General features: G+C 68.5%; 15 protein-coding genes. 10 read left to right on the forward strand and 5 right to left on the reverse strand.

Annotated features, from left to right (window positions below):
* Positions 1–348: 348 nt before the first annotated feature.
* Complete coding sequence (locus tag ACZK39_RS11310) at positions 349–1,389, forward strand: nucleoside hydrolase (RefSeq protein WP_459055395.1); 1,041 nt, start codon at positions 349–351, stop codon at positions 1,387–1,389.
* Between the two features lie 108 nt (positions 1,390–1,497).
* Here the strand turns inward: ACZK39_RS11310 and rbsD are convergent, their stop codons facing one another.
* Together rbsD and ACZK39_RS11320 are read right to left on the reverse strand one after the other, a co-directional pair.
* Positions 1,498–1,884 (reverse strand): D-ribose pyranase, encoded by a 387-nt coding sequence (gene rbsD / locus ACZK39_RS11315; protein WP_459055394.1) that lies wholly within the window; start codon positions 1,882–1,884, stop codon positions 1,498–1,500.
* A complete protein-coding gene (locus ACZK39_RS11320) occupies positions 1,881–2,777 on the reverse strand; it encodes a ribokinase (protein ID WP_459055393.1) in 897 nt (298 codons plus the stop codon). Before ACZK39_RS11320 ends, rbsD begins: the two co-directional genes overlap by 4 nt.
* Before the next feature lie 311 nt (positions 2,778–3,088).
* Between ACZK39_RS11320 and ACZK39_RS11325 the strand changes: the two genes are divergently transcribed.
* The 9 genes from ACZK39_RS11325 to ACZK39_RS11365 all read left to right on the forward strand — a co-directional run bounded on the left by ACZK39_RS11325 (position 3,089) and on the right by ACZK39_RS11365 (position 13,949).
* Positions 3,089–4,078 carry a sugar phosphate isomerase/epimerase family protein gene (locus tag ACZK39_RS11325; protein WP_459055392.1) on the forward strand — a complete coding sequence of 330 codons (990 nt, stop codon included), beginning with the start codon at positions 3,089–3,091 and terminating at the stop codon, positions 4,076–4,078.
* Positions 4,075–4,962, forward strand: coding sequence for a transketolase (locus tag ACZK39_RS11330; RefSeq protein ID WP_459055391.1), 888 nt, complete (start codon positions 4,075–4,077; stop codon positions 4,960–4,962). The genes ACZK39_RS11325 and ACZK39_RS11330 overlap by 4 nt, the downstream gene beginning before the upstream one ends.
* Positions 4,959–5,897, forward strand: a complete 939-nt coding sequence (locus tag ACZK39_RS11335; RefSeq protein ID WP_459055389.1) for a transketolase family protein — start codon at positions 4,959–4,961, stop codon at positions 5,895–5,897. The genes ACZK39_RS11330 and ACZK39_RS11335 overlap by 4 nt, the downstream gene beginning before the upstream one ends.
* Positions 5,898–6,091: 194 nt before the next feature.
* Positions 6,092–6,754 carry a DUF2291 family protein gene (locus ACZK39_RS11340; protein WP_459055388.1) on the forward strand — a complete coding sequence of 221 codons (663 nt, stop codon included), beginning with the start codon at positions 6,092–6,094 and terminating at the stop codon, positions 6,752–6,754.
* Complete coding sequence (locus ACZK39_RS11345) at positions 6,751–8,322, forward strand: sugar ABC transporter ATP-binding protein (RefSeq protein WP_459055387.1); 1,572 nt, start codon at positions 6,751–6,753, stop codon at positions 8,320–8,322. Before ACZK39_RS11340 ends, ACZK39_RS11345 begins: the two co-directional genes overlap by 4 nt.
* Positions 8,319–9,437, forward strand: a complete 1,119-nt coding sequence (locus tag ACZK39_RS11350) for an ABC transporter permease (RefSeq protein ID WP_459055386.1) — start codon at positions 8,319–8,321, stop codon at positions 9,435–9,437. Before ACZK39_RS11345 ends, ACZK39_RS11350 begins: the two co-directional genes overlap by 4 nt.
* Before the next feature lie 74 nt (positions 9,438–9,511).
* A complete protein-coding gene (locus tag ACZK39_RS11355) occupies positions 9,512–10,537 on the forward strand; it encodes a D-ribose ABC transporter substrate-binding protein (RefSeq protein WP_459055384.1) in 1,026 nt (341 codons plus the stop codon).
* A gap of 194 nt (positions 10,538–10,731) precedes the next feature.
* The gene (locus ACZK39_RS11360; protein WP_459055383.1) at positions 10,732–12,123 is read left to right on the forward strand and encodes an FGGY family carbohydrate kinase; all 1,392 of its coding nucleotides are present in this window, start codon (positions 10,732–10,734) and stop codon (positions 12,121–12,123) included.
* Positions 12,124–12,974: 851 nt separating this feature from the next.
* Complete coding sequence (locus ACZK39_RS11365; RefSeq protein WP_220489060.1) at positions 12,975–13,949, forward strand: sugar-binding transcriptional regulator; 975 nt, start codon at positions 12,975–12,977, stop codon at positions 13,947–13,949.
* 34 nt (positions 13,950–13,983) lie between these two features.
* On the opposite strand, the gene ACZK39_RS11370 is transcribed toward ACZK39_RS11365, so the two are convergent.
* From ACZK39_RS11370 to ACZK39_RS11380, 3 genes are read right to left on the reverse strand one after another with little or no spacing between them, the layout of a single operon-like run.
* Positions 13,984–15,195 carry an ABC transporter permease gene (locus ACZK39_RS11370; RefSeq protein WP_463613344.1) on the reverse strand — a complete coding sequence of 404 codons (1,212 nt, stop codon included), beginning with the start codon at positions 15,193–15,195 and terminating at the stop codon, positions 13,984–13,986.
* A complete protein-coding gene (locus ACZK39_RS11375) occupies positions 15,192–16,076 on the reverse strand; it encodes an ABC transporter ATP-binding protein (protein WP_459055380.1) in 885 nt (294 codons plus the stop codon). Before ACZK39_RS11375 ends, ACZK39_RS11370 begins: the two co-directional genes overlap by 4 nt.
* 57 nt (positions 16,077–16,133) lie before the next feature.
* Positions 16,134–17,588: a phosphoglucomutase/phosphomannomutase family protein gene (locus ACZK39_RS11380; protein WP_459055378.1), complete on the reverse strand. Its 1,455-nt coding sequence runs from the start codon at positions 17,586–17,588 to the stop codon at positions 16,134–16,136.
* Positions 17,589–17,644 lie beyond the last annotated feature (56 nt).

Raw genomic sequence — 17,644 nt, forward strand, 5'->3', positions numbered from 1 at the left:
CAATACCCAGATGGGTATGGGCGGGCGCGGGGACGGGACCCCAGTGAGGCCGGTCACGCTCAGCCCAGGTCGAGGTGACCGTCGCTACGGGCACGATTCCGCGGCCGGCAGGGTACGGGGGAGTGGTGCGGTCGAGCGCTCACCCAACAGATGCGGCCGCCCACCTTGCCTTGCGTCCATTCGTCAGCACCTGTGCATAGTTATGCGGCACCAACTGGTCATTCATGAACGCCTATGTCAGGATGTGGGGATCGATGACCAATGCAGTCGGTGTGCACGTTGGTGCCGGAATGACCCGGGGGTGAAGTTGCCCACGCCGAACGTGCGGCAGCAATATTCGGAGGACTGATGACAAGAATCCCCTTGCCCGGTGTGGACTACGGTGTGTCACCCGCGAAGCGTTGGCGCCTGGGCGAGACCCCATGGCGCGGCGACGACGGGTATCCGGCGCCCAGCGCCCGCCTGATCATTGACAACGACTTCTCCGGCGACCCGGACGACCTGTACCAGCTCGTCCACCACCTGCTCTCGCCGAGCGTCGAGATCCGCGCCATCGTCGCCTCCCACCTGCGCCCCCGCGACGGGATGGACCCCTCGGAATTCACCGCGACCAACGCCGAGCTGGTGGCCCGCGACGTCTTCGCCCGCATGGGTCTGGAGAGCACCGAGGTGATTCACCGCGGCGCCGAGGTTGCGCTGGAGGACGTCGACACGCCTCACGACACCCCTGCCGCTCGGGCCATCATCGCCGAGGCCATGCGCGACGACACCGACCTACCACTGTTCGTTGCGGCTGGTGGCGGCCTGACCGACGTCGCGTCGGCCTACCTGCTCGAGCCTGAGATCGCCAAGCGGATGACGCTGATCTGGATCGGCGGCCCCGAGCACGATGGCCTGGCCGTCCCACCGAAGAACGCCATGCCGATCGAGTACAACCTGCTCATCGACGTGAAGGCCGGCCAGGTGCTGTTCGGCGCCCAGGACCTCGAGATCTGGCAGATCCCGCGCGACATCTACCGCCAGTGCCTCGTCTCTGAGACCGAGCTGCGGCTGCGCGTCGCGAAGACCGGCCCGCTGGGCCAGTATCTCTACGACGAGGTCCGCGCGATCATGGGGGCCATCCGCGATTACGGCATGCCTGCGTTCGAGACCTACGCGCTCGGCGACTCGCCGCTCGTCCTGCTCACGGCGCTGCGATCGATGTTCGAGCCCGACTCCAGCTCAAGCTTCCACGTCGAGAAGCCCGCGCCGGAGATCACTGAGCAGGGCGCCTACCGTCCAATGCGCGGCACCCGCCCCATGCGCGTCTACACGCAGGTCGACGTGCGCCTCATGTTCGAGGACTTCTACCTGAAGCTGCAGGAATTCGAAGGCTGGCAAGCCGGCTGACCCAGCGTGCGCAGCACACTCGGCGCTCGCGAAGACCGGCTTCACCGGGACTTCGTCCAGGGTGCCCTGGCGGGCGCGGTCGAGGGCTGATCGGGTCACATGCGTCCCCTAGAAGGGGACGCCCGAACGGAGGATCACGTTGGCGTAAGGGGTCGCCTCGCCGGTGCGAACGGCGAACGAGGCGTTGCGCACCAGCGCCTTGAACTCCTCGTGAGGCACCCACTGGACTTCCGCCTCCACGTGGTGGTGAAGCAGGTCACCGATCGGCCCACCGCGGGCTTCCTGGGCAGCAATGACGCCGTCGATGACGACCTCCGCGCTGATCGCCGAGAGCACCTCGGCGAATCGCGGGATCCCGAAGACCAGGCTCAGATCGATGATCCGTACAGTGGTCGGGATCGGGAGGCCGCAGTCCGCGATGACGAAAGTGTCAGTGTGGCCGAGCCGCGCGATGGCCGCCGCGAGATCCGGGTTCAGCAGGCCGCTGCGTTTCATGAAAGCTCCGGGAGTTGAGTACCTGGCTGTGGATACGAGGACTGGGCCCCCTCGAACTGGACCGTATGCGCGGCGAACCTTGATGCGTACTGCGCCGCCGTCACCAGATCCAGGCCTTCTGACAGTCGAGCGGCGAGGGCGCCGACGAAGGCATCGCCCGCCCCGACGGTGTCCACCGCGCGGACCCGAGGGCTGCGGACGTGCTGAACACCGGTCTCGTTGGCCACGAGCGCTCCATGGGCCCCAAGCGTCAACACCACCGAGGCGATGCCCCGATCGATCAATGCGACCACGAGCGCCTCGGGGCCGGACGCCGAGCCGCCCATCTGCACCAGAACCGCCTCGGCTTCATGCTCGTTGACCACCAAGGGATCAGCTCGACGGATGACGTCCGCGGGAAGTGGAATGACAGGGGCCAGGTTGAGCAACCAGCGCCCACGAACCATCTCGGCGACCGCCACGGTGGCTGCCGCCGGAATCTCCCCTTGGGACACGACGATGTCGGCATACGCGATGAGGGGTGCCCACGCCTCGATGTGTGAAGGCGCGACCTGTGCGTTGGCTCCGGAGACCACCACCACAGTGTTCTCGCCGTCCTTCGCCACCGAGACCACGGCCAGCCCAGTGGGCCCGGGCAATTGGACGATGTGGCTGGTGTCTACCCCGGCATCACCCAGCAGCCGCAGCGCAGTGTGCCTGGAGTCGTCAGAGCCGACCGCTCCGAGCATCGTGGTGGGGGCGCCTGCGAGCGCGGCCGCGCAGGCCTGGTTGGCCCCCTTCCCACCGGGGGAGAGGCCGCCGCCCCTGGCCAACAGGGTCTCTCCGGGCATCGGATGGCGTTCCAGCCAGAGGTGCAGGTCCACGTTGAGCGAGCCAACAACCACAACTCCCACTTCACCCATCCTCATCCGGAGCGCGATGCCCCCTGGTGACTCTCCCCACTGAGCTGTCTCCCGGAGCGTAGCGCCGTCTCTCGCCCTGGGGGGCCCCGGCCTCCCCAAGAAGGTCGGGGCGGGGCCGTCCCGGGGCCGAACTTGCCCACGCGGAAGATCGCGGGCGCAAGGGTCGCCTGCGATTGACCATCGCCACGACCCGCGCTAGGATGAATGTGCAAGCACGGGTGAATAGATATGTGATCGATCAGGTCGCAGGGTCAGCAGGTGGACCCGATTCGCCGCCCGACCTCATACGAAGGAGACGCATCATGACTGCACCCGAGTTCGGAGCTGGGCTCTGGAACTTCGCCACCTACCTCGACCGCTACGCCACCGACGGCTACGGCCAGCCCCGCGGCACGCTCGACCAGATCGACCTGGCCGCGAAGGTCGGCGACATCACCTGGGTTGACCTCAACTTCCCCTTCTCGCCCGGGGTCTCCATCGACGACGTGAAGGCCAAGCTGGCCGAGCACGGCATCAAGGCCATCGGCCTCACCCCGGACATCTACCTGCGCGAGCACTGCAAGGGCGCGTTCACCAACCCCGATCCCGCCAAGCGCGCCTCCGCCATGGCGATCATGAACGACGCGGCCAACGCGGTGCGGGAGCTCGGCGCCAAGTACGTCAAGATCTGGCCCGGCCAGGACGGCTTCGACTACCCCTTCCAGGTGGACTACCGCGAGCTCAACCGCCTCGCCGTCGAGGGCATGCGCGAGCTTGCCTCCGGCCACCCGGACCTCAAGTTCGTCATCGAGTACAAGCCCCGCGAGCCCCGCACCCACATGTTCTGGAGCTCCGCGCCCAAGACCATCCTCGGCATCCAGCAGATGGGGGTGGACAACGTCGGCGTCCTCCTCGACTTCGGGCACGCCATGTTCGGCGGCGAGCCGCCGGCCGAGGCCGCCCAGATGCTCATCGACCACGGCCTGCTCTGGGGCATGGACGTCAACGACAACTACCGCGGCTGGGACGACGACATGATGGTCGGCTCCATCCACATGGTCGAGATCTTCGAGTTCTTCCACGTCCTCAAGGTCAACAACTGGGAGGGCGTCTGGAACCTGGACCAGTTCCCGTTCCGTGAGGACGCCGTTGAGAACGCCCAGCTGTCCATCCGGTTCCTCAAGGCCATCCACCGAGCCCTCGAGACGCTCGACGAGGAGGGCCTCGCCGCCGCTCAGGCCAAGCAGGACGCGCTCGGTGCTCAGCGCATCATCCAGAACGCGCTGCTCAAGTCGATGGCGGTCGATCTGTGAGCGACACCTCCAAGTGGGACTTCACCACGCCCGTGCTGGGACGGATCGCGAAAGACGCCTCCCGTGAGGACGTCGTCGCGCACCTGAAGTCCGCGGCGTACGAGCTGCGACGCAGGGATCCGATCATGATCGCCCATTCGGGCAACGGCCACATCGGCGGGGACTTCTCGATCGCCGACGTGCTGGTCACCCTGATGCTGCATGAGCTGAACCTCGACCCGGCCGAGCCCCTCGCGCCGGAGCGGGACCGCCTCGTGCTGTCCAAGGGGCACACCGCAGGCGCCCTGTACATCGCGATGGCGCTGGCTGGGTACTTCCCCGTCGATGAGCTGATGACGTTCATGGATCCGCAGTCGCGGCTCAACGGCCACCCGAACCGTACCTACATCCCAGGGATCGAGGCCAATACCGGTCCGCTGGGGCACGGGCTCCCGATCGCGGTGGGCACCGCGCTGGCCGCGAAGCTCGACGGCTCCCCGCGTCGCACGGTGGTGCTGCTGGGCGACGGCGAGCTGCAGGAGGGGTCCAACTGGGAGGCCATGATGACGGCCGCCCACTACGGGCTGGAGAACCTCGTCGCGGTGGTCGACCGCAACCATCTGCAGCAGGGCGCCCTGGTGGCCGACACCATGGGCCTCGAGCCGCTGGCCGACAAGTTCCGCGCGTTCGGGTTCACCGTCCGGGAGATGGACGCGCACAACTTCGACGACATCCTCGACACCTTCGGGCAGGCCCCTGAGCCTGGCAAGCCGACCTTCATCATCTCCCACTCCCACAAGGGCCATCCGATCTCCTTCATGAGCGACAACGTCGCCTGGCACCACCACGTGCCCACCGAGGCCGAGATCGACGGCATCCTGGCCGAACTGGAGGCAGCCAAGTGAGCACGCAGACCTACGATTGCCGCGACACCTACTCGAAGACCCTCCTCGAGTTGGCCAGGAACGACCGCAACGTGATCGTCGTCGTCAACGACTCCGTCGGCTCCTCGAAGCTGGACACGTTCAAGAAGGAGCTGCCGGCCCAGATGGTCAACGTCGGCATCGCCGAGCAGGACATGGTGGGAACGGCCGCCGGCCTGGAGAACGGCGGGAAGGTGCCGTTCGTCTCCGGCGCCGGGTGCTTCCTCAGTGCCCGGGCCACCGAACAGATCAAGGCCGACCTGGCCTACAGCAAGCGTCACGTCGTGCTCTGCGCGCAGAGCCCCGGAGTCGCCTACGGTGCGCTGGGCGCGACCCACCACTCCATCGAGGACGTCGCCTGGATGAGGATCCTGCCTCACATGACCGTCCTCGTGCCGGCCGACCCGGCCGAGACCGAGCAGGCCATCCGCTGGGCATACACGCACGACGGACCGGTCTACCTCCGCGTCTCGCGCGCCAAGGTGCCGGCCGTCCACCCCGAGGGCTACACGTTCGCCCCCGGCAAGGCCGTCGTCCTGCGTGAGGGCACCGACGTCACCATCGCGGCGAACGGCACCGTGCTGCACCGCGCCTTGGCCGCCGCCGAGCTCCTCGCCGACCGGGGAATCCAGGCCAGGGTCCTGTCCGTGGCCTCGGTGAAGCCCCTCGACGAGGCCGCGATCATCGCCGCGGCCAAGGAGACCGGCGGCATCGTCACGGTCGAAGAGGGCCTCGCCAGCGGTGGTCTCGGCGGGGCCGTCGCCGAGACGGTCGCGCGCAACCACCCCGTCCGTGTCGCGATGCTCGGCCTTCCCGACGCCTTCGCGCCCACCGGCTCAGCCGAGTGGATCCTCGACCACTTCGGTATGGACCCGGCCGGGATTGCCGACACGGCGGCTTCGCTGGTCCAGCGTTAGCGGCTGCCCGCAGGGCCCTCCCCGGCAGCGTGGAAGCCTGGGCGGGCCGGCGGGAGCCCGGAGAACGACGGCTCGACGGGCGTCCGATCGTAGTCAGATCGTTATCGCGTCAGCTTGGCGAATCGACACGGATGTGGTTGGCTGGGTATCAGTGCGGCAATGAATGAATATTCACAGATCACAAGGAAGTGACAATGCAGTCTTCAACCAGGGTCCCCCTATGGCGACGCCCTGCTTTCGTCAGGGCGGGCCTGGGTCTGGTCCTCCTCACGGTCGTCGTCGCCGGGACCAGGTTCTATGCACCGGGCACGGAGCCATCCTCTGGGGCAGTCATCGACGAAAACGTCATCGCCGACCCTGTCAGCTACGCGCAGAGCGTCTACGACGCCGACGTCGTCCCCGCCATCACCGACAACGCCGTTGACCTCACCGAACTCCTGGAAGCCCTGGCCAAGGACGAAGCGGCCGCCGACGAGTATGGATTCCGCAACGGCGGTTCCCCGTACTCGTTCCCGGTCCGCGTGACCGGCACGGTCGTGGAGGGGGCCTTCGGCGAGGCGGGGCTCGAGGTGGAAGGGCTGCCGTCGGATGTGACGGTCGGCGTGCAGACGGGACCGGCCGTCACGGGAACCGCAATCCGGGACGCCACCGGCGAGATCACGTTCGAGATGTTCCTCAACCAGATCGACTTCGCCTCCGTCGCCACCGAGCTCAACAACCGGGTCAAGGAGAATGTTCTGTCCGTCACGGACTTCGAGGCGCTCCTCGGCGACGAGGTGACAGTGGTGGGTGCGTTCACCCACGATGACCCCAGCCACATCAAGATCACCCCAATCTCCATCGAGGCCGCTTCATGACCTCGTTCCAGACGGCCCCCGTCGACCAGGTGGTGATGTCGGCCCGGGACGTCTCGAAGGTCTACGGCGGGACGCGGGCCCTGCGCAACGTCGATTTCGACATCAGGGCCGGGAAGGTGACCGTCCTCTTCGGGGAGAACGGCGCGGGCAAGTCCACCCTCATGCGCGTGATGTCCGGGATCGAGACGCCGACCGGCGGCACGCTGACCCTCGACGGCGAGGAGGTTGCGTTCAGCAGCCCCACCGACGCGGTGTCGCGGGGCGTGGCCATCATCCATCAGGAACTGAACCTGAGCCCCAACCTGACGGTCGCGGAGTCGATTTTTCTCGGCCGCGAACTCACGCGCTTGGGCATGGTGGACACCGCGGCACAGCAGAAGCGCGCCAAGGCCGCGCTGGACCGTCTGCAGGAGCCGATCGATCCGCGCGCCGTCGTGGGTGACCTCCGACTGGGTCAGCAACAGCTCGTGGAGATCGCCCGCGCACTGGACCAGGAGGCCCGGGTCCTCATCATGGACGAGCCGACCTCCGCGCTGTCGGCCAGCGAGGTCGAGGTCCTGTTCGGCGTGATCCGCGACCTGACCTCGAAGGGAGTCGCCGTCGTCTACATCTCGCACCACCTCGACGAGACCCTGGAGATCGGCGATCACGCCGTGGTGCTGAGGGACGGCGCTGTCGTCGCGACGCAGGAGATCGCGAACATCGACATCGGTTGGATCGTCTCGGCGATGGTCGGACGCTCCCACGACGACATGTTCACCGAGATCAACGCCGAGGTCGGGGGAGTCGCGCTCGAGGTCCGGGAGCTGACGTTGGCGGACCCCAGTCAGCCGGAGCGGCTGGCGGTCAACAATCTCTCGCTCGAGGTCCGGGCAGGCGAGGTCGTCGGCGTCTACGGGCTCATGGGTGCGGGGCGCACGGAGCTGTTCGAGACCCTCATCGGCCGCAACAAGCCCCAGGCGGGGGTGGTCACGCTCCTCGGCGACGACATCACCGGATGGAGTATCCGGGAGAGGATCGCGGCGGGGATGTTCCTGGTCCCCGAGGACCGGCAGCGCGACGGCCTGATTCAGGGCCAGTCTGTCGGATCCAACCTCTCGCTGGCCTCCGTGCACGAGTTCACCCGGGGCTTCATCACCGACGGCGGCCGGGAGCGAAAGCGGAACGACGAGGTGATCGCGTCCGTCCGGGTGAAGGCGTCAGGGCAGAGCGCACCGATCGGGTCGCTGTCGGGCGGCAATCAGCAGAAAGTAGTTGTCGGTAAGGCTCTGCTCACCGAACCGAAGGTGATCCTCCTCGACGAACCCACCCGCGGCGTCGACGTCGGCGCGAAGGCCGACATCTTCGCCTTCATGGCTGCCCTCGCCGCCAAGGGCGTCGCCGTGCTGTTCGCCACCTCCGAGGTCGCCGAGGCCCTGAACTCGACGTCTCGCCTCCTCATCATGTCTCGTGGCCGAATCGTGGCCGAGATTTCACCCGCGACCGCAACCAGAGAGCAGGTGCTCGCCGCCGCTGACGACTCTGAACTGGTCGCACTGGAGCACACAACGGAAGGACAAGCCCGATGAGCGCAGCCGCTGCCGGGAAGCCGCAGAGCCGCTGGACCCGAGCCGTCATCGGTGACCGGTCGGTGGGTGAGTTCATCCTCGATCAGCGCGCCTTCATCGCGCTGATCATCCTCATCATCGTCTTCGCGTTCCTCTCCGACACGTTCCTGTCTGGGTCCAACCTCCTGACGATGACCCGCCACGTGGCCTACAACGCCATCCTGGCCCTGGGCATGCTGCTGGTCATCCTGACGGGCGGCATCGACCTGTCGGTCGGCTCGATCGTCGGCTTGTCCGGCATCGTCGCCGGCGTCATGCTTGACGGCGTCGGGCTCAGTCTGTTCGACCTCAATGCCTACCCGTCGGTCCTCGTGGTCGTCCTGGTGGCACTGCTGGTCGGGACGGCAGTCGGATGGATCAACGGGACGCTCGTGACCAGGCTGGGCGTCGCGCCCTTCATCGCTACCCTGGGCTCCCTGTACATGGCCCGCGGCGCGGCGCTGCTGATCTCCAACGGCTCCACCTTCCCCAAGCTGCAGGGAGACCCGGCGCTCGGCAACACCGGCTTCTGGTTCATCGGCACCGGGCGGCCGCTCGGCATCCCGACGCAGATCTGGATCACCATCCTCGTCGCCATCGCCGTGTGGTTCCTCATCGCGAAGACGCCCTTCGGGCGTTGGCTGTACGCAACCGGCGGCAACCCGCGGGCCGCCGAACTCTCCGGTGTTCCAGTCAAGAAGGTCACCACCACCGTGTACATGATCTCGGGGGCGTGCGCCGCCATGGCGGGCCTGATCATCGCCTCAGAGCTCACCTCCGCGGCTCCCCAGGCGGGCAACGCATTCGAACTCAACGCCATCGCCGCAGTCGTCATCGGCGGCGCGTCGCTCGCCGGCGGCCGCGGCAGCGTCAAGGGCACCCTGATCGGCGCCTTCGTCATCGGGTTCCTCTCCGACGGACTGGTCCTCGTGGGCGTGTCCAGCTTCTGGCAGGTCTTCATCAAGGGCGCCGTGATCGTGTTGGCCGTCATGCTTGACCAGGTCCAGCAGCGCCTGCAGATCTCTCGTGCGGCCGCGGCTGCCGCCGCCAGCGTCCGCAAGGAGAAGGAGGCCGCAGAACACCCTGCAACCGCCTGACCAACGCTGGGACTGACTGACGTCAGCCACGGCCTGAACCCATCCACCCGCGCACATTCACAACGGAGGAAATCATGCGCAGACCACCCCTTCTATCCCTCGCCACCGCCCTCTTCGCGGCCACGTTCGCGCTGGCCGGCTGTTCCGGCGGCTCGTCCACCACACCCACAGCGGAGCCGACGACAGCGTCGAGCTCATCGGCACCCTCCGAGTCCACCGGCGGAACCGGCGAGGCGGGCGGAACGATCGCCGTCATCACCCCGTCGCACTCGAACCCGTTCTTCAAGGCCGAGGCCGACGCCGCCGTCGCCAAGGCCGAGGAGCTGGGCTACGAGACGACCTCGGACTCGCACGACGATGATCCGAACAAGCAGTCTGAGCTGATCGACGCCGCCATCTCGAGTGGCGCGGTCGCCATCGTTCTGGATAACGCGGGTGCTGACGTCACCATCGGTGCCGTGCAGAAGGCCGTCGACGCCGGTATCCCGGTCTTCCTCATCGACCGCGAGATCAACCAGACGGGGCTCGCGACGTCGCAGATCGTCGCGAACAACTCGCAGGGCGCCAGCCTGGTCGCCGAGGCCTTCGGCGCGGCGCTCGAGGGCAAGGGCACCTACGTCGAGCTGCTCGGCCGCGAGACCGACACCAACGCGGCGGTCCGCTCGGAGGCGTATCACAGTGTCCTGGATCAGTACCCGGATCTCGAGATGGTCGCCCAGGAGACGGCGAACTGGGATCAGCAGGAGGCATTCTCCAAGGTGGAGACGCTGCTGCAGCGGTACCCGGATCTGACGGGCATCATCGCGGGTAACGACACGATGGCGCTGGGCGCCGTGGCTGCCGTGGACGCGGCGGGCAAGTCCGATCAGGTGACCATCGCCGGATTCGACGGGGCGCCGGATGCGGTGCAGGCGATCAAGGACGGCAAGCTGTTGGCGACTGGTCTTCAGCCGGCCGTGGCGATCGCTGAGCTGGCTGTGGAGCAGGCTGACGCGTTCATCCGCACGGGTGAGACGGGGCAGCCGGAGAAGCAGTCCATCGACTGCGTCCTCATCGACGCCTCGAACGCCGACGGCTACACGCTGTTCGCCGTCGAGTGACACCCTAGGCGCGGGGTGACTGTCGAGAGTTGGACAGTCGCCCCGCGCCGCTCCTCGTGTCAGGGCACCTCAGTCGGATTGGGCCCCTGGACCGTCCATCGCCCCCGAGTCGAACCCACAAGGATCCAGATGTCTCAGCACCTTTCAGCGCCCTTCGGGCTCATGTCCGTCCATCCGGCCGAGGGAACACGGCGATGATCCTCGCAGTCGACCAGGGGACCAGCAGCACCAAGGCGACGCTGTTCGACGCATCTGGCGCGGCCGTCGCGTCGGCCTCGGTGCCTCTGGGGCAGGCGCATCCGCGTCCGGGCTGGGTACAGCAGGACGCCATGGAGATCCTCGACGGCGTGCGGACGGTCATCGCCGAGATCGCCGCCCGGCACCCCGTCGACGCCGTAGCGTTCAGCACGCAGCGGGAGTCCGCCCTGGTCTGGGACCGGGCGACGGGGGAGCCGGTCGGGCCGATGCTCGGCTGGCAGGACCGCCGCACCGCGCACCGCGTCGCCGAGCTGTCTGCTCACGCCGACCGGGTGCGGGAGATCAGCGGCCTGCCGCTGGACCCGATGTTCTCGGCGCTCAAGCTGCAGTGGCTGCTGGACTCGGTGGACCCGGACCGCAGCCGCTCCCGCGCCGGCGAGTTGGCGGTGGGCACCGTCGACTCCTGGCTCGTCACCCAGCTGACCGGCGAGCACCGCATAGAAGCCGGCAACGCGTCGCGCACGCAACTGCTCGATCTGGCGACGGGGGAGTGGAGCGAGGAGCTCTGCGAGCTGTTCGGCATTCCTGCTGCGGTGTTGCCGAGGGTCGCGGCCTCAGACGAGGCCACTGGCGAGGTCGCGGGCCTGGGCGGGCGACGGATCCATGCGGTCCTTGGCGACTCGCACGCGGCGCTGTACGGCCACGGCGTCCGGGGACCGGGCTCGCTGAAGGCTACGTTCGGCACCGGCTCGTCGGTCATGGGCCTGGTGGACGACGCGGCGAGCGTGCCCGCCGGGCTGGTCGGCACCGTCGCCTGGCGACTCGGCGACCGCACCGCGGTTGGCGTCGAGGGCAACATCCTGGCAAGCGGGGCGACCGTGGCGTGGTTGTCGCGGCTGTTGGGGCGCAGCGTCGAGGAGCTCGCCGGGCTGGCCCGCAGCGCGCCGGAGGATCACGGCGTGGTCCTGGTCCCGGCCGTCGCCGGCCTGGGCGCACCGCACTGGGACCCGACTGCCCGGGCGGTGCTCGTCGGTTTCGATCTCGGGACCGACCCCGGCATCCTGGCCCGAGCGGCCATGGAGGCGATCGCCCATCAGATCACGGACGTGGTCGACGCGGCGGAGGTCGCCGGGCCGGTGGAGGCGATCCTCGCCGACGGCGCCCCTGCCGCGGATGACTTCCTCATGCAGCTTCAAGCCGACCTCGGTGGTCGCACCGTCCGGCGTCCGAGGTATTCCGGCTTGTCCGCGCGCGGCGCTGCCCAGTTGGCCGCCGATGCGCTCGGCGGTGGGTTCGCCCCCGTCGAGTCGGATACCTTCGAGCCCCGCGGAAGCAACGCCGTCGCCCGGTCGCGGTGGGCCTCGGCGCTGGCCCTCACCCGCCGATAAGGCAGGAGGGCCGGTCTCCTTCGCTCCCTGAGGAGGGCCGTCCGCGCAGGGGCGGGTCCCGTCCCCGTCGCTCCCTGAGGAGGGCCGCCCGCGCAGGGGCGGGTCCCGTCCCCGTCGCTCCCTGAGGAGGGCCGCCCGCGAAGCGGCGCTGGCCGTCTCGAAGGGTTGTGACTGCCACCTTCACGCGCTTCTTGGGGTCGGGTGCGGGGAGCCGTGAGTCGATGCCCGGGCGGCCCTGGTCCAGGGTGTGGTTGATGGCTGCTGGTCAATCGGTGGTCGGGTGGTTGAGGCCGCCCGGGCATCGTCTCCCGTCTCCCCGCACGCGGTCTTCCTGTGGCGTGGTCTGCTCCGGGTATGGGCCGGCAGGGCGGCGTTGGTGTTGGGTCTGCTTGAGCGGGATGCCGGTTGGGTGGTCGTCGGGTTGGGCACCGCTGCGCAGTGCCGCCCTGCCATCCCTCACCCTTTGCTCTCGGGAGGGGGTTCGACCCTTCGAATACCCTCCGCGGTCTGGGCGTCCTGACTCGCCACGAGATCCACGAACCGGGTGAACGAGGTTTCGACGCGGGCGCGCGTCGCTTCGCTCCTTGCGGCCCGGCTCAACCAGCGTCATTCCGCTGGGTGAGCCGGGCCGAGCCGCGGAGCGGCGCGCCCGCGTCGAAGCCCCTGGCATCCGGTCCGGGGGCTTGACCGACGCTCCGCCGCGGGGGCGGGACGCCAGTGCAGCCCTTCACGCTCAGCCGAGGGCAGGGTGACCGGCACACCCTGGTGAGACTCGCGTGACTATCTAACCAGTCCCGAACAGTTATGCCGTCGCATCGACGGTCCGCGCATCACCGTGCTAGTTTCCGAGCGTGCCCATTCGCATTGCGCCCGAGCGGCTCCCCCTCGTCGTCAAGGTCGCGCGCCTCTATCACGAGCACGGACTTCGTCAGCCGGAGATCGCCGCGCGGTTGAACATGTCCCAGTCGCGGGTGTCGCGGCTGCTCAAGGAAGGCGTCGAGGCGGGCATCGTGCGGACCATCGTCGTGGAGCCGCCGGGAATGTTCTCCGAGCTCGAGGACCAGGTGCGAGACGCCTACGGGCTGCGTGACGTCGTGGTGGCGGGAGGGCCGGACGAGGCCGGCGAATCAGACGCGGCCCTCCTCAGCGCCATCGGCAGTGCGGGCGCACGCTACCTCGAGTCCACCATGCTTCCGAGCGACCGGGTGGGGCTGTCATCCTGGTCCGCATCGCTCCTGGCGGTGGTGGATGCCATGACCCCCCGCACCACCCGGACCGCCGAGCGCATCGTGCAGGTGATCGGCGGCGTCGGAGACCCCCGGGCCCAGGTGCAGGCCACCCGGCTGGCGGACCGTCTGGCGCAGGTCACAGGCGCGGAGGTCCACTACTTCAACGCCCCCGGTGTGGTCTCAAGCCCCGAGGTGCGGGCGTCGTTGATGTCGGACCCCCAGATCGCGGCGATCCGCGACGAATGGACCGGGCTCACGATGGCGCTCGTGGGCATCGGGAGCGTCCGGCCGTCCGCGCTGCTCGTCTCCTCCGGTAACACGCTCCCAGAGGCCGATCTTGAGGCCCTCGCGCGGCTGGGCGCGGTCGGCGACGTCTGCCTTCGCTTCTTCGACGCGCACGGCGTGCACGTCGATACCGAACTGGTGGACCGCACCCTGGGGATCGACGAGGAAACGCTCAAGGCCATTCCGCGGCGCATCGGTGTGGCCGGCGGCGAGCGGAAGCATGCCGCGATCCGAGCCGCGCTCGTGGGCGGGTGGTGCGACGTTCTGATCACCGACTCGCGGACCGCTCGCGCGCTGCTTGCCGACGGCTGAGCGCGGCAGAGGGGCCGACTGACGGGTTGCCCACTCAGCCCCCGGCGCTCCACGCCTTCCGCCACGACAGGCGCCCCGTCGTGTGGAGGAGGGCGCGACGGTACAGTCTGGCCCCCGCCAGGATCGTGACCGCGCAGAACGCCAGGGTCAACAGCAACGCCACCGCGGGCTCCCACCAGGTGGTCTCGCCGGCCAGGATCCGCATCGGCATCAGGATGGTCGACATCACGGGCACGAACGAGCCGATCACCTGAGCCTGGCCGTCCAGGTTAATGCCCAGGACGAAGACGCCGACGAGGATCAGCGTCAGCGGCATCGAAGTCGCCTGCACGTCCTCGATCCTCGACGCCATGGACCCTGCTGCGGCCCAGATGCAGGCCAGCGCGAGGAAGCCGAACAGGAAGAACGGCAGGTACCAGGCCACCGCCCCGGCCAGCCCAGGAAGCTCGATGTTGAGGTCGATGAACTGCAGGCCGAGCAGCCCCACGCCCGCGATCAGCGCCAGCTGCAGCAACGCCAAGGCCGTGCTTCCGAGCACCTTGCCCAGCAGCAGGTGCCGCACCGGAATGGCCGCGGCGAGGATCTCCACGATCCGCGACTGCTTCTCCTCCACCACGCTGGTGGCGATCGCCATCCCGAACATCAGCGACGACGTGTAGAAAAGCACAGCGAAGATCAGGCCGACGATATAGACCACCAGCCCCTGATCCGTGTCACCGCTCAGATCCCGGGTGACCAACTGGGTTCCGGCGAGCAGGTCATCGACCCCGACACCAAGGCGTTGCGCGTTGTCCTCGAGCGCCGACGCGGACACGAGCTCGATGAGCCCCAGCTGCAGCATCCGTCCCGACTGCCCGTCCGTCGCCATCGTCCAGACTCCGCCCTCTCTCACCAGCAGGGCGTCGGCGTCCCCGTCGCGCACCTGCTGTTCCCCGGCCGCGACGTCGGTGACCCGGACGGCGGTGGCCCGCGCCTCCGGATCGGCGGCCTGCATCCGCGCGTCGAGGCCGGCGACGAGCCGGGCCCCGTCGTCGTCGGTCACCGCGACCGTGTAGGTGGAGGCCCCGGCTGTGAGGAAGAACTGCACCACCATGAGGCCGACGATCAGGGCCAGGCTGAAGCCCGTGGAGAGCAGGAAGTTGCGGTCGCGGAGCTTGACGCTGATCTCGCGGGCCGTGACCAGGGCCCATGGATGCGTCCGCCTCCCCGGCTCTGCGTGGGCGGGGCGTGCGTCGGTCCTGTTCATACGGAGGCAACCTCCCTGTAGATCTCGCTCAGGCTGGGCACCACCCGCGCCAGCTCCCTCACCGGGCCCCGCCCGACGGCGTCGACGAGCAGCCGCTGCACCGCCTCGTCGCTCTCCGGCTCGATGACCACGCTCGTCGCCCCCGACGACACCACCCGTACGCCGCCGGCCGCATGCACCCAGCCGACGTCCCCGTCCACCACGAGCCGGTACCGCACAGGTGCCGTGCTTCGTAGTTCGTCGACGGTGCCATCAGCCACCACGCGGCCCTTGTGCAGCACGATCAACCGGTCGCACAGCCGCTCGACCAGCTCCAGTTGGTGGCTGCTGAAGAGCACCGGCACCCCGGCCGCGGTGTGTTCCCGCAGCAACGCCGCCATCTGGTCCACCGCCGTGGGGTCGAGGCCGGAGAATGGTTCGTCGAGGATCAGGGCTTGTGGGCCGCCGAGGACGGCGGCGATGATCTGGGCGCGCTGCTGGTTGCCGAGCGAAAGGGACTCCACCTTGTCCCGGGTCCGATCACCCAGGCCGAAGCGCACCAGCAGCTCCTCGGCGTGCTCCCGCGCCGCGCCCGCCCGCATGCCGTGGAGGCGACCCAGGTACACCAGCTGGCTCAGCACCGGCTGCTTCGGGTAGAGCCCGCGCTCCTCAGGCAGATAGCCGAACCTCGCCCGGTCCGACTGCCCGGCCGGCCGGCCGCGCCAGAGCACCTCGCCGGCAGAGGGCTGCAGCACTCCCATGATCATCCGCATGGTGGTGGTCTTCCCTGCGCCGTTGCCGCCGACGAACCCCACCATCTGCCCGGCGGGGACATCGAAGGAGACGTCGTCGACCGCGGTGAGCTGTCCGAACCGCCTGGTCAGGCCCCTGAGCTGCAGCATCCTCGTCCCCTTGCCTCGCCGCCACAGTACCGGTCGCGCAGCGCGGCTCCGCCGGCCTCAGCCCAGGCCCAGAAAGTCCACCAGCTCGGCGATGGCGGCCTCCGCCTCAGCGAGGGTGGGCATTTCGGCGAAGACGCGCAGGACGGGCTCGGTGCCGGAGAAGCGCACCACGAGCCAGCCGCCGTTGGAGAAGTAGACCTTGCAGCCGTCGAGGTAGCTGGTGTGGTCCACGGCAGGGGTGAACTCGGGCAGTTCCCGGCGGTCGAAGAGGGTGGCGACGAGCTCGGCGCGCCGCGCAGGCGTGAACGAGTAGGCGTTCTCCACCATCTGAGCGTCGCCGTACCGGGCGACGACGTCGGCCCACAACGAACTGAGTTTCCGGTTGCTGGCCGCCAGCATCTCCACCAGGAGCGACCCGGCGTACACGCCGTCCTTGCCCGCGATGTGGCCCCGGACCGTGAGCCCTCCGGAGGACTCTCCGCCGATCACGGCATCCGTCTCGGCCATCTTCGAGCTGATGTGCTTGAAGCCCACGGGCACCTCGTAGCACTTCTGCCCGTGGGCGGCCGCGACCCGGTCGAGCAGGTGCGTGGTGGCGATGTTGCGCACCACCGGCCCCGTCCAGCCCTTGCCGGTCAGGAGGTACTCGTACAGCAGCACCATGATCTGGTTCGCCGACAGGTAGTTGCCCTCGTCGTCGATGATGCCCAGCCGGTCCGCGTCACCGTCGGTGGCGATGCCGAGATCGGCGCCCCTCTCGATGACCGTCTGCCGCAGCTGGTGCAGCGTCTCGAGCTTCGGGGACGGCAGCCGTCCCCCGAACATCGTGTCGTGGCGGGAGTTGATGACGTCCACCTCGCAGCGGGCGGTCATCAGGACGGTCTGCATGCAGGTCTGTGACACGCCGAACATCGGGTCGAGCACCACACTCAGATGACGGTGCCGGATCGTCTCGACGTCGAGCTGCTCGAGGATGGCGTCGATGTACCAGTTCATCGAGAACTGCACGGTCACCAACGGATGGGTGCGCACCTCGAAGTCGGGCACCGACCGCACGTCCGCTGGCGTCAGCGCGTTGATCTGCTCCTGGAGGGAGGCGGTGACCTCGACGTCCGCGTCACGACCCCCTTCGACGAACACCTTGACGCCGTTGTAGACGGCCGGGTTGTGGGAGGCGGTGATCGCCAACCCGTAGGCGCACCCCAGGTTGCGCACCGTCCACATGATCATGGGCGTGGGGGCGGGGCGGTCGATCACCGTGACCGGGATGCCGTTGGCCACCAGCACCTCCGTGACCCACCACGCCGCGTCGGAGGAGAGGAAACGTCGGTCGTAGCCGACGACGGTGCCGCGGCCGGCGACCCCCTCGGCGTTCATGCGGTCAGCGAGACCCTGGGCCAGCAGCCGGACGTTCTCCTTGGTGAAGCCGTCGGCGATGATTGCGCGCCAGCCACCCGTGCCGAATTCGATCATGCTCGCACGGTAGCCGAGCCCGCACCCGGCGAGGAGCATCGGGGCAGGACCATTGCGCGTTTGCGCAGTGCCCCTGAGCGCGGACCCGCCTCCTC

It is taken from the genome of Tessaracoccus luoxuelianae (genome assembly GCF_055326245.1).

Bases quoted from the DNA above. Each gene is read 5' to 3' on its own strand.
- ACZK39_RS11310 (WP_459055395.1), top strand. From the start codon at position 349: ATGACAAGAATCCCCTTGCCCGGTGTGGACTACGGTGTGTCACCCGCG.
- rbsD (WP_459055394.1), bottom strand. From the start codon at position 1,884: ATGAAACGCAGCGGCCTGCTGAACCCGGATCTCGCGGCGGCCATCGCG.
- ACZK39_RS11325 (WP_459055392.1), top strand. From the start codon at position 3,089: ATGACTGCACCCGAGTTCGGAGCTGGGCTCTGGAACTTCGCCACCTAC.
- ACZK39_RS11340 (WP_459055388.1), top strand. From the start codon at position 6,092: ATGCAGTCTTCAACCAGGGTCCCCCTATGGCGACGCCCTGCTTTCGTC.
- ACZK39_RS11345 (WP_459055387.1), top strand. From the start codon at position 6,751: ATGACCTCGTTCCAGACGGCCCCCGTCGACCAGGTGGTGATGTCGGCC.
- ACZK39_RS11350 (WP_459055386.1), top strand. From the start codon at position 8,319: ATGAGCGCAGCCGCTGCCGGGAAGCCGCAGAGCCGCTGGACCCGAGCC.
- ACZK39_RS11355 (WP_459055384.1), top strand. From the start codon at position 9,512: ATGCGCAGACCACCCCTTCTATCCCTCGCCACCGCCCTCTTCGCGGCC.
- ACZK39_RS11360 (WP_459055383.1), top strand. From the start codon at position 10,732: ATGATCCTCGCAGTCGACCAGGGGACCAGCAGCACCAAGGCGACGCTG.
- ACZK39_RS11370 (WP_463613344.1), bottom strand. From the start codon at position 15,195: ATGAACAGGACCGACGCACGCCCCGCCCACGCAGAGCCGGGGAGGCGG.
- ACZK39_RS11375 (WP_459055380.1), bottom strand. From the start codon at position 16,076: ATGCTGCAGCTCAGGGGCCTGACCAGGCGGTTCGGACAGCTCACCGCG.
- ACZK39_RS11380 (WP_459055378.1), bottom strand. From the start codon at position 17,588: ATGCTCCTCGCCGGGTGCGGGCTCGGCTACCGTGCGAGCATGATCGAA.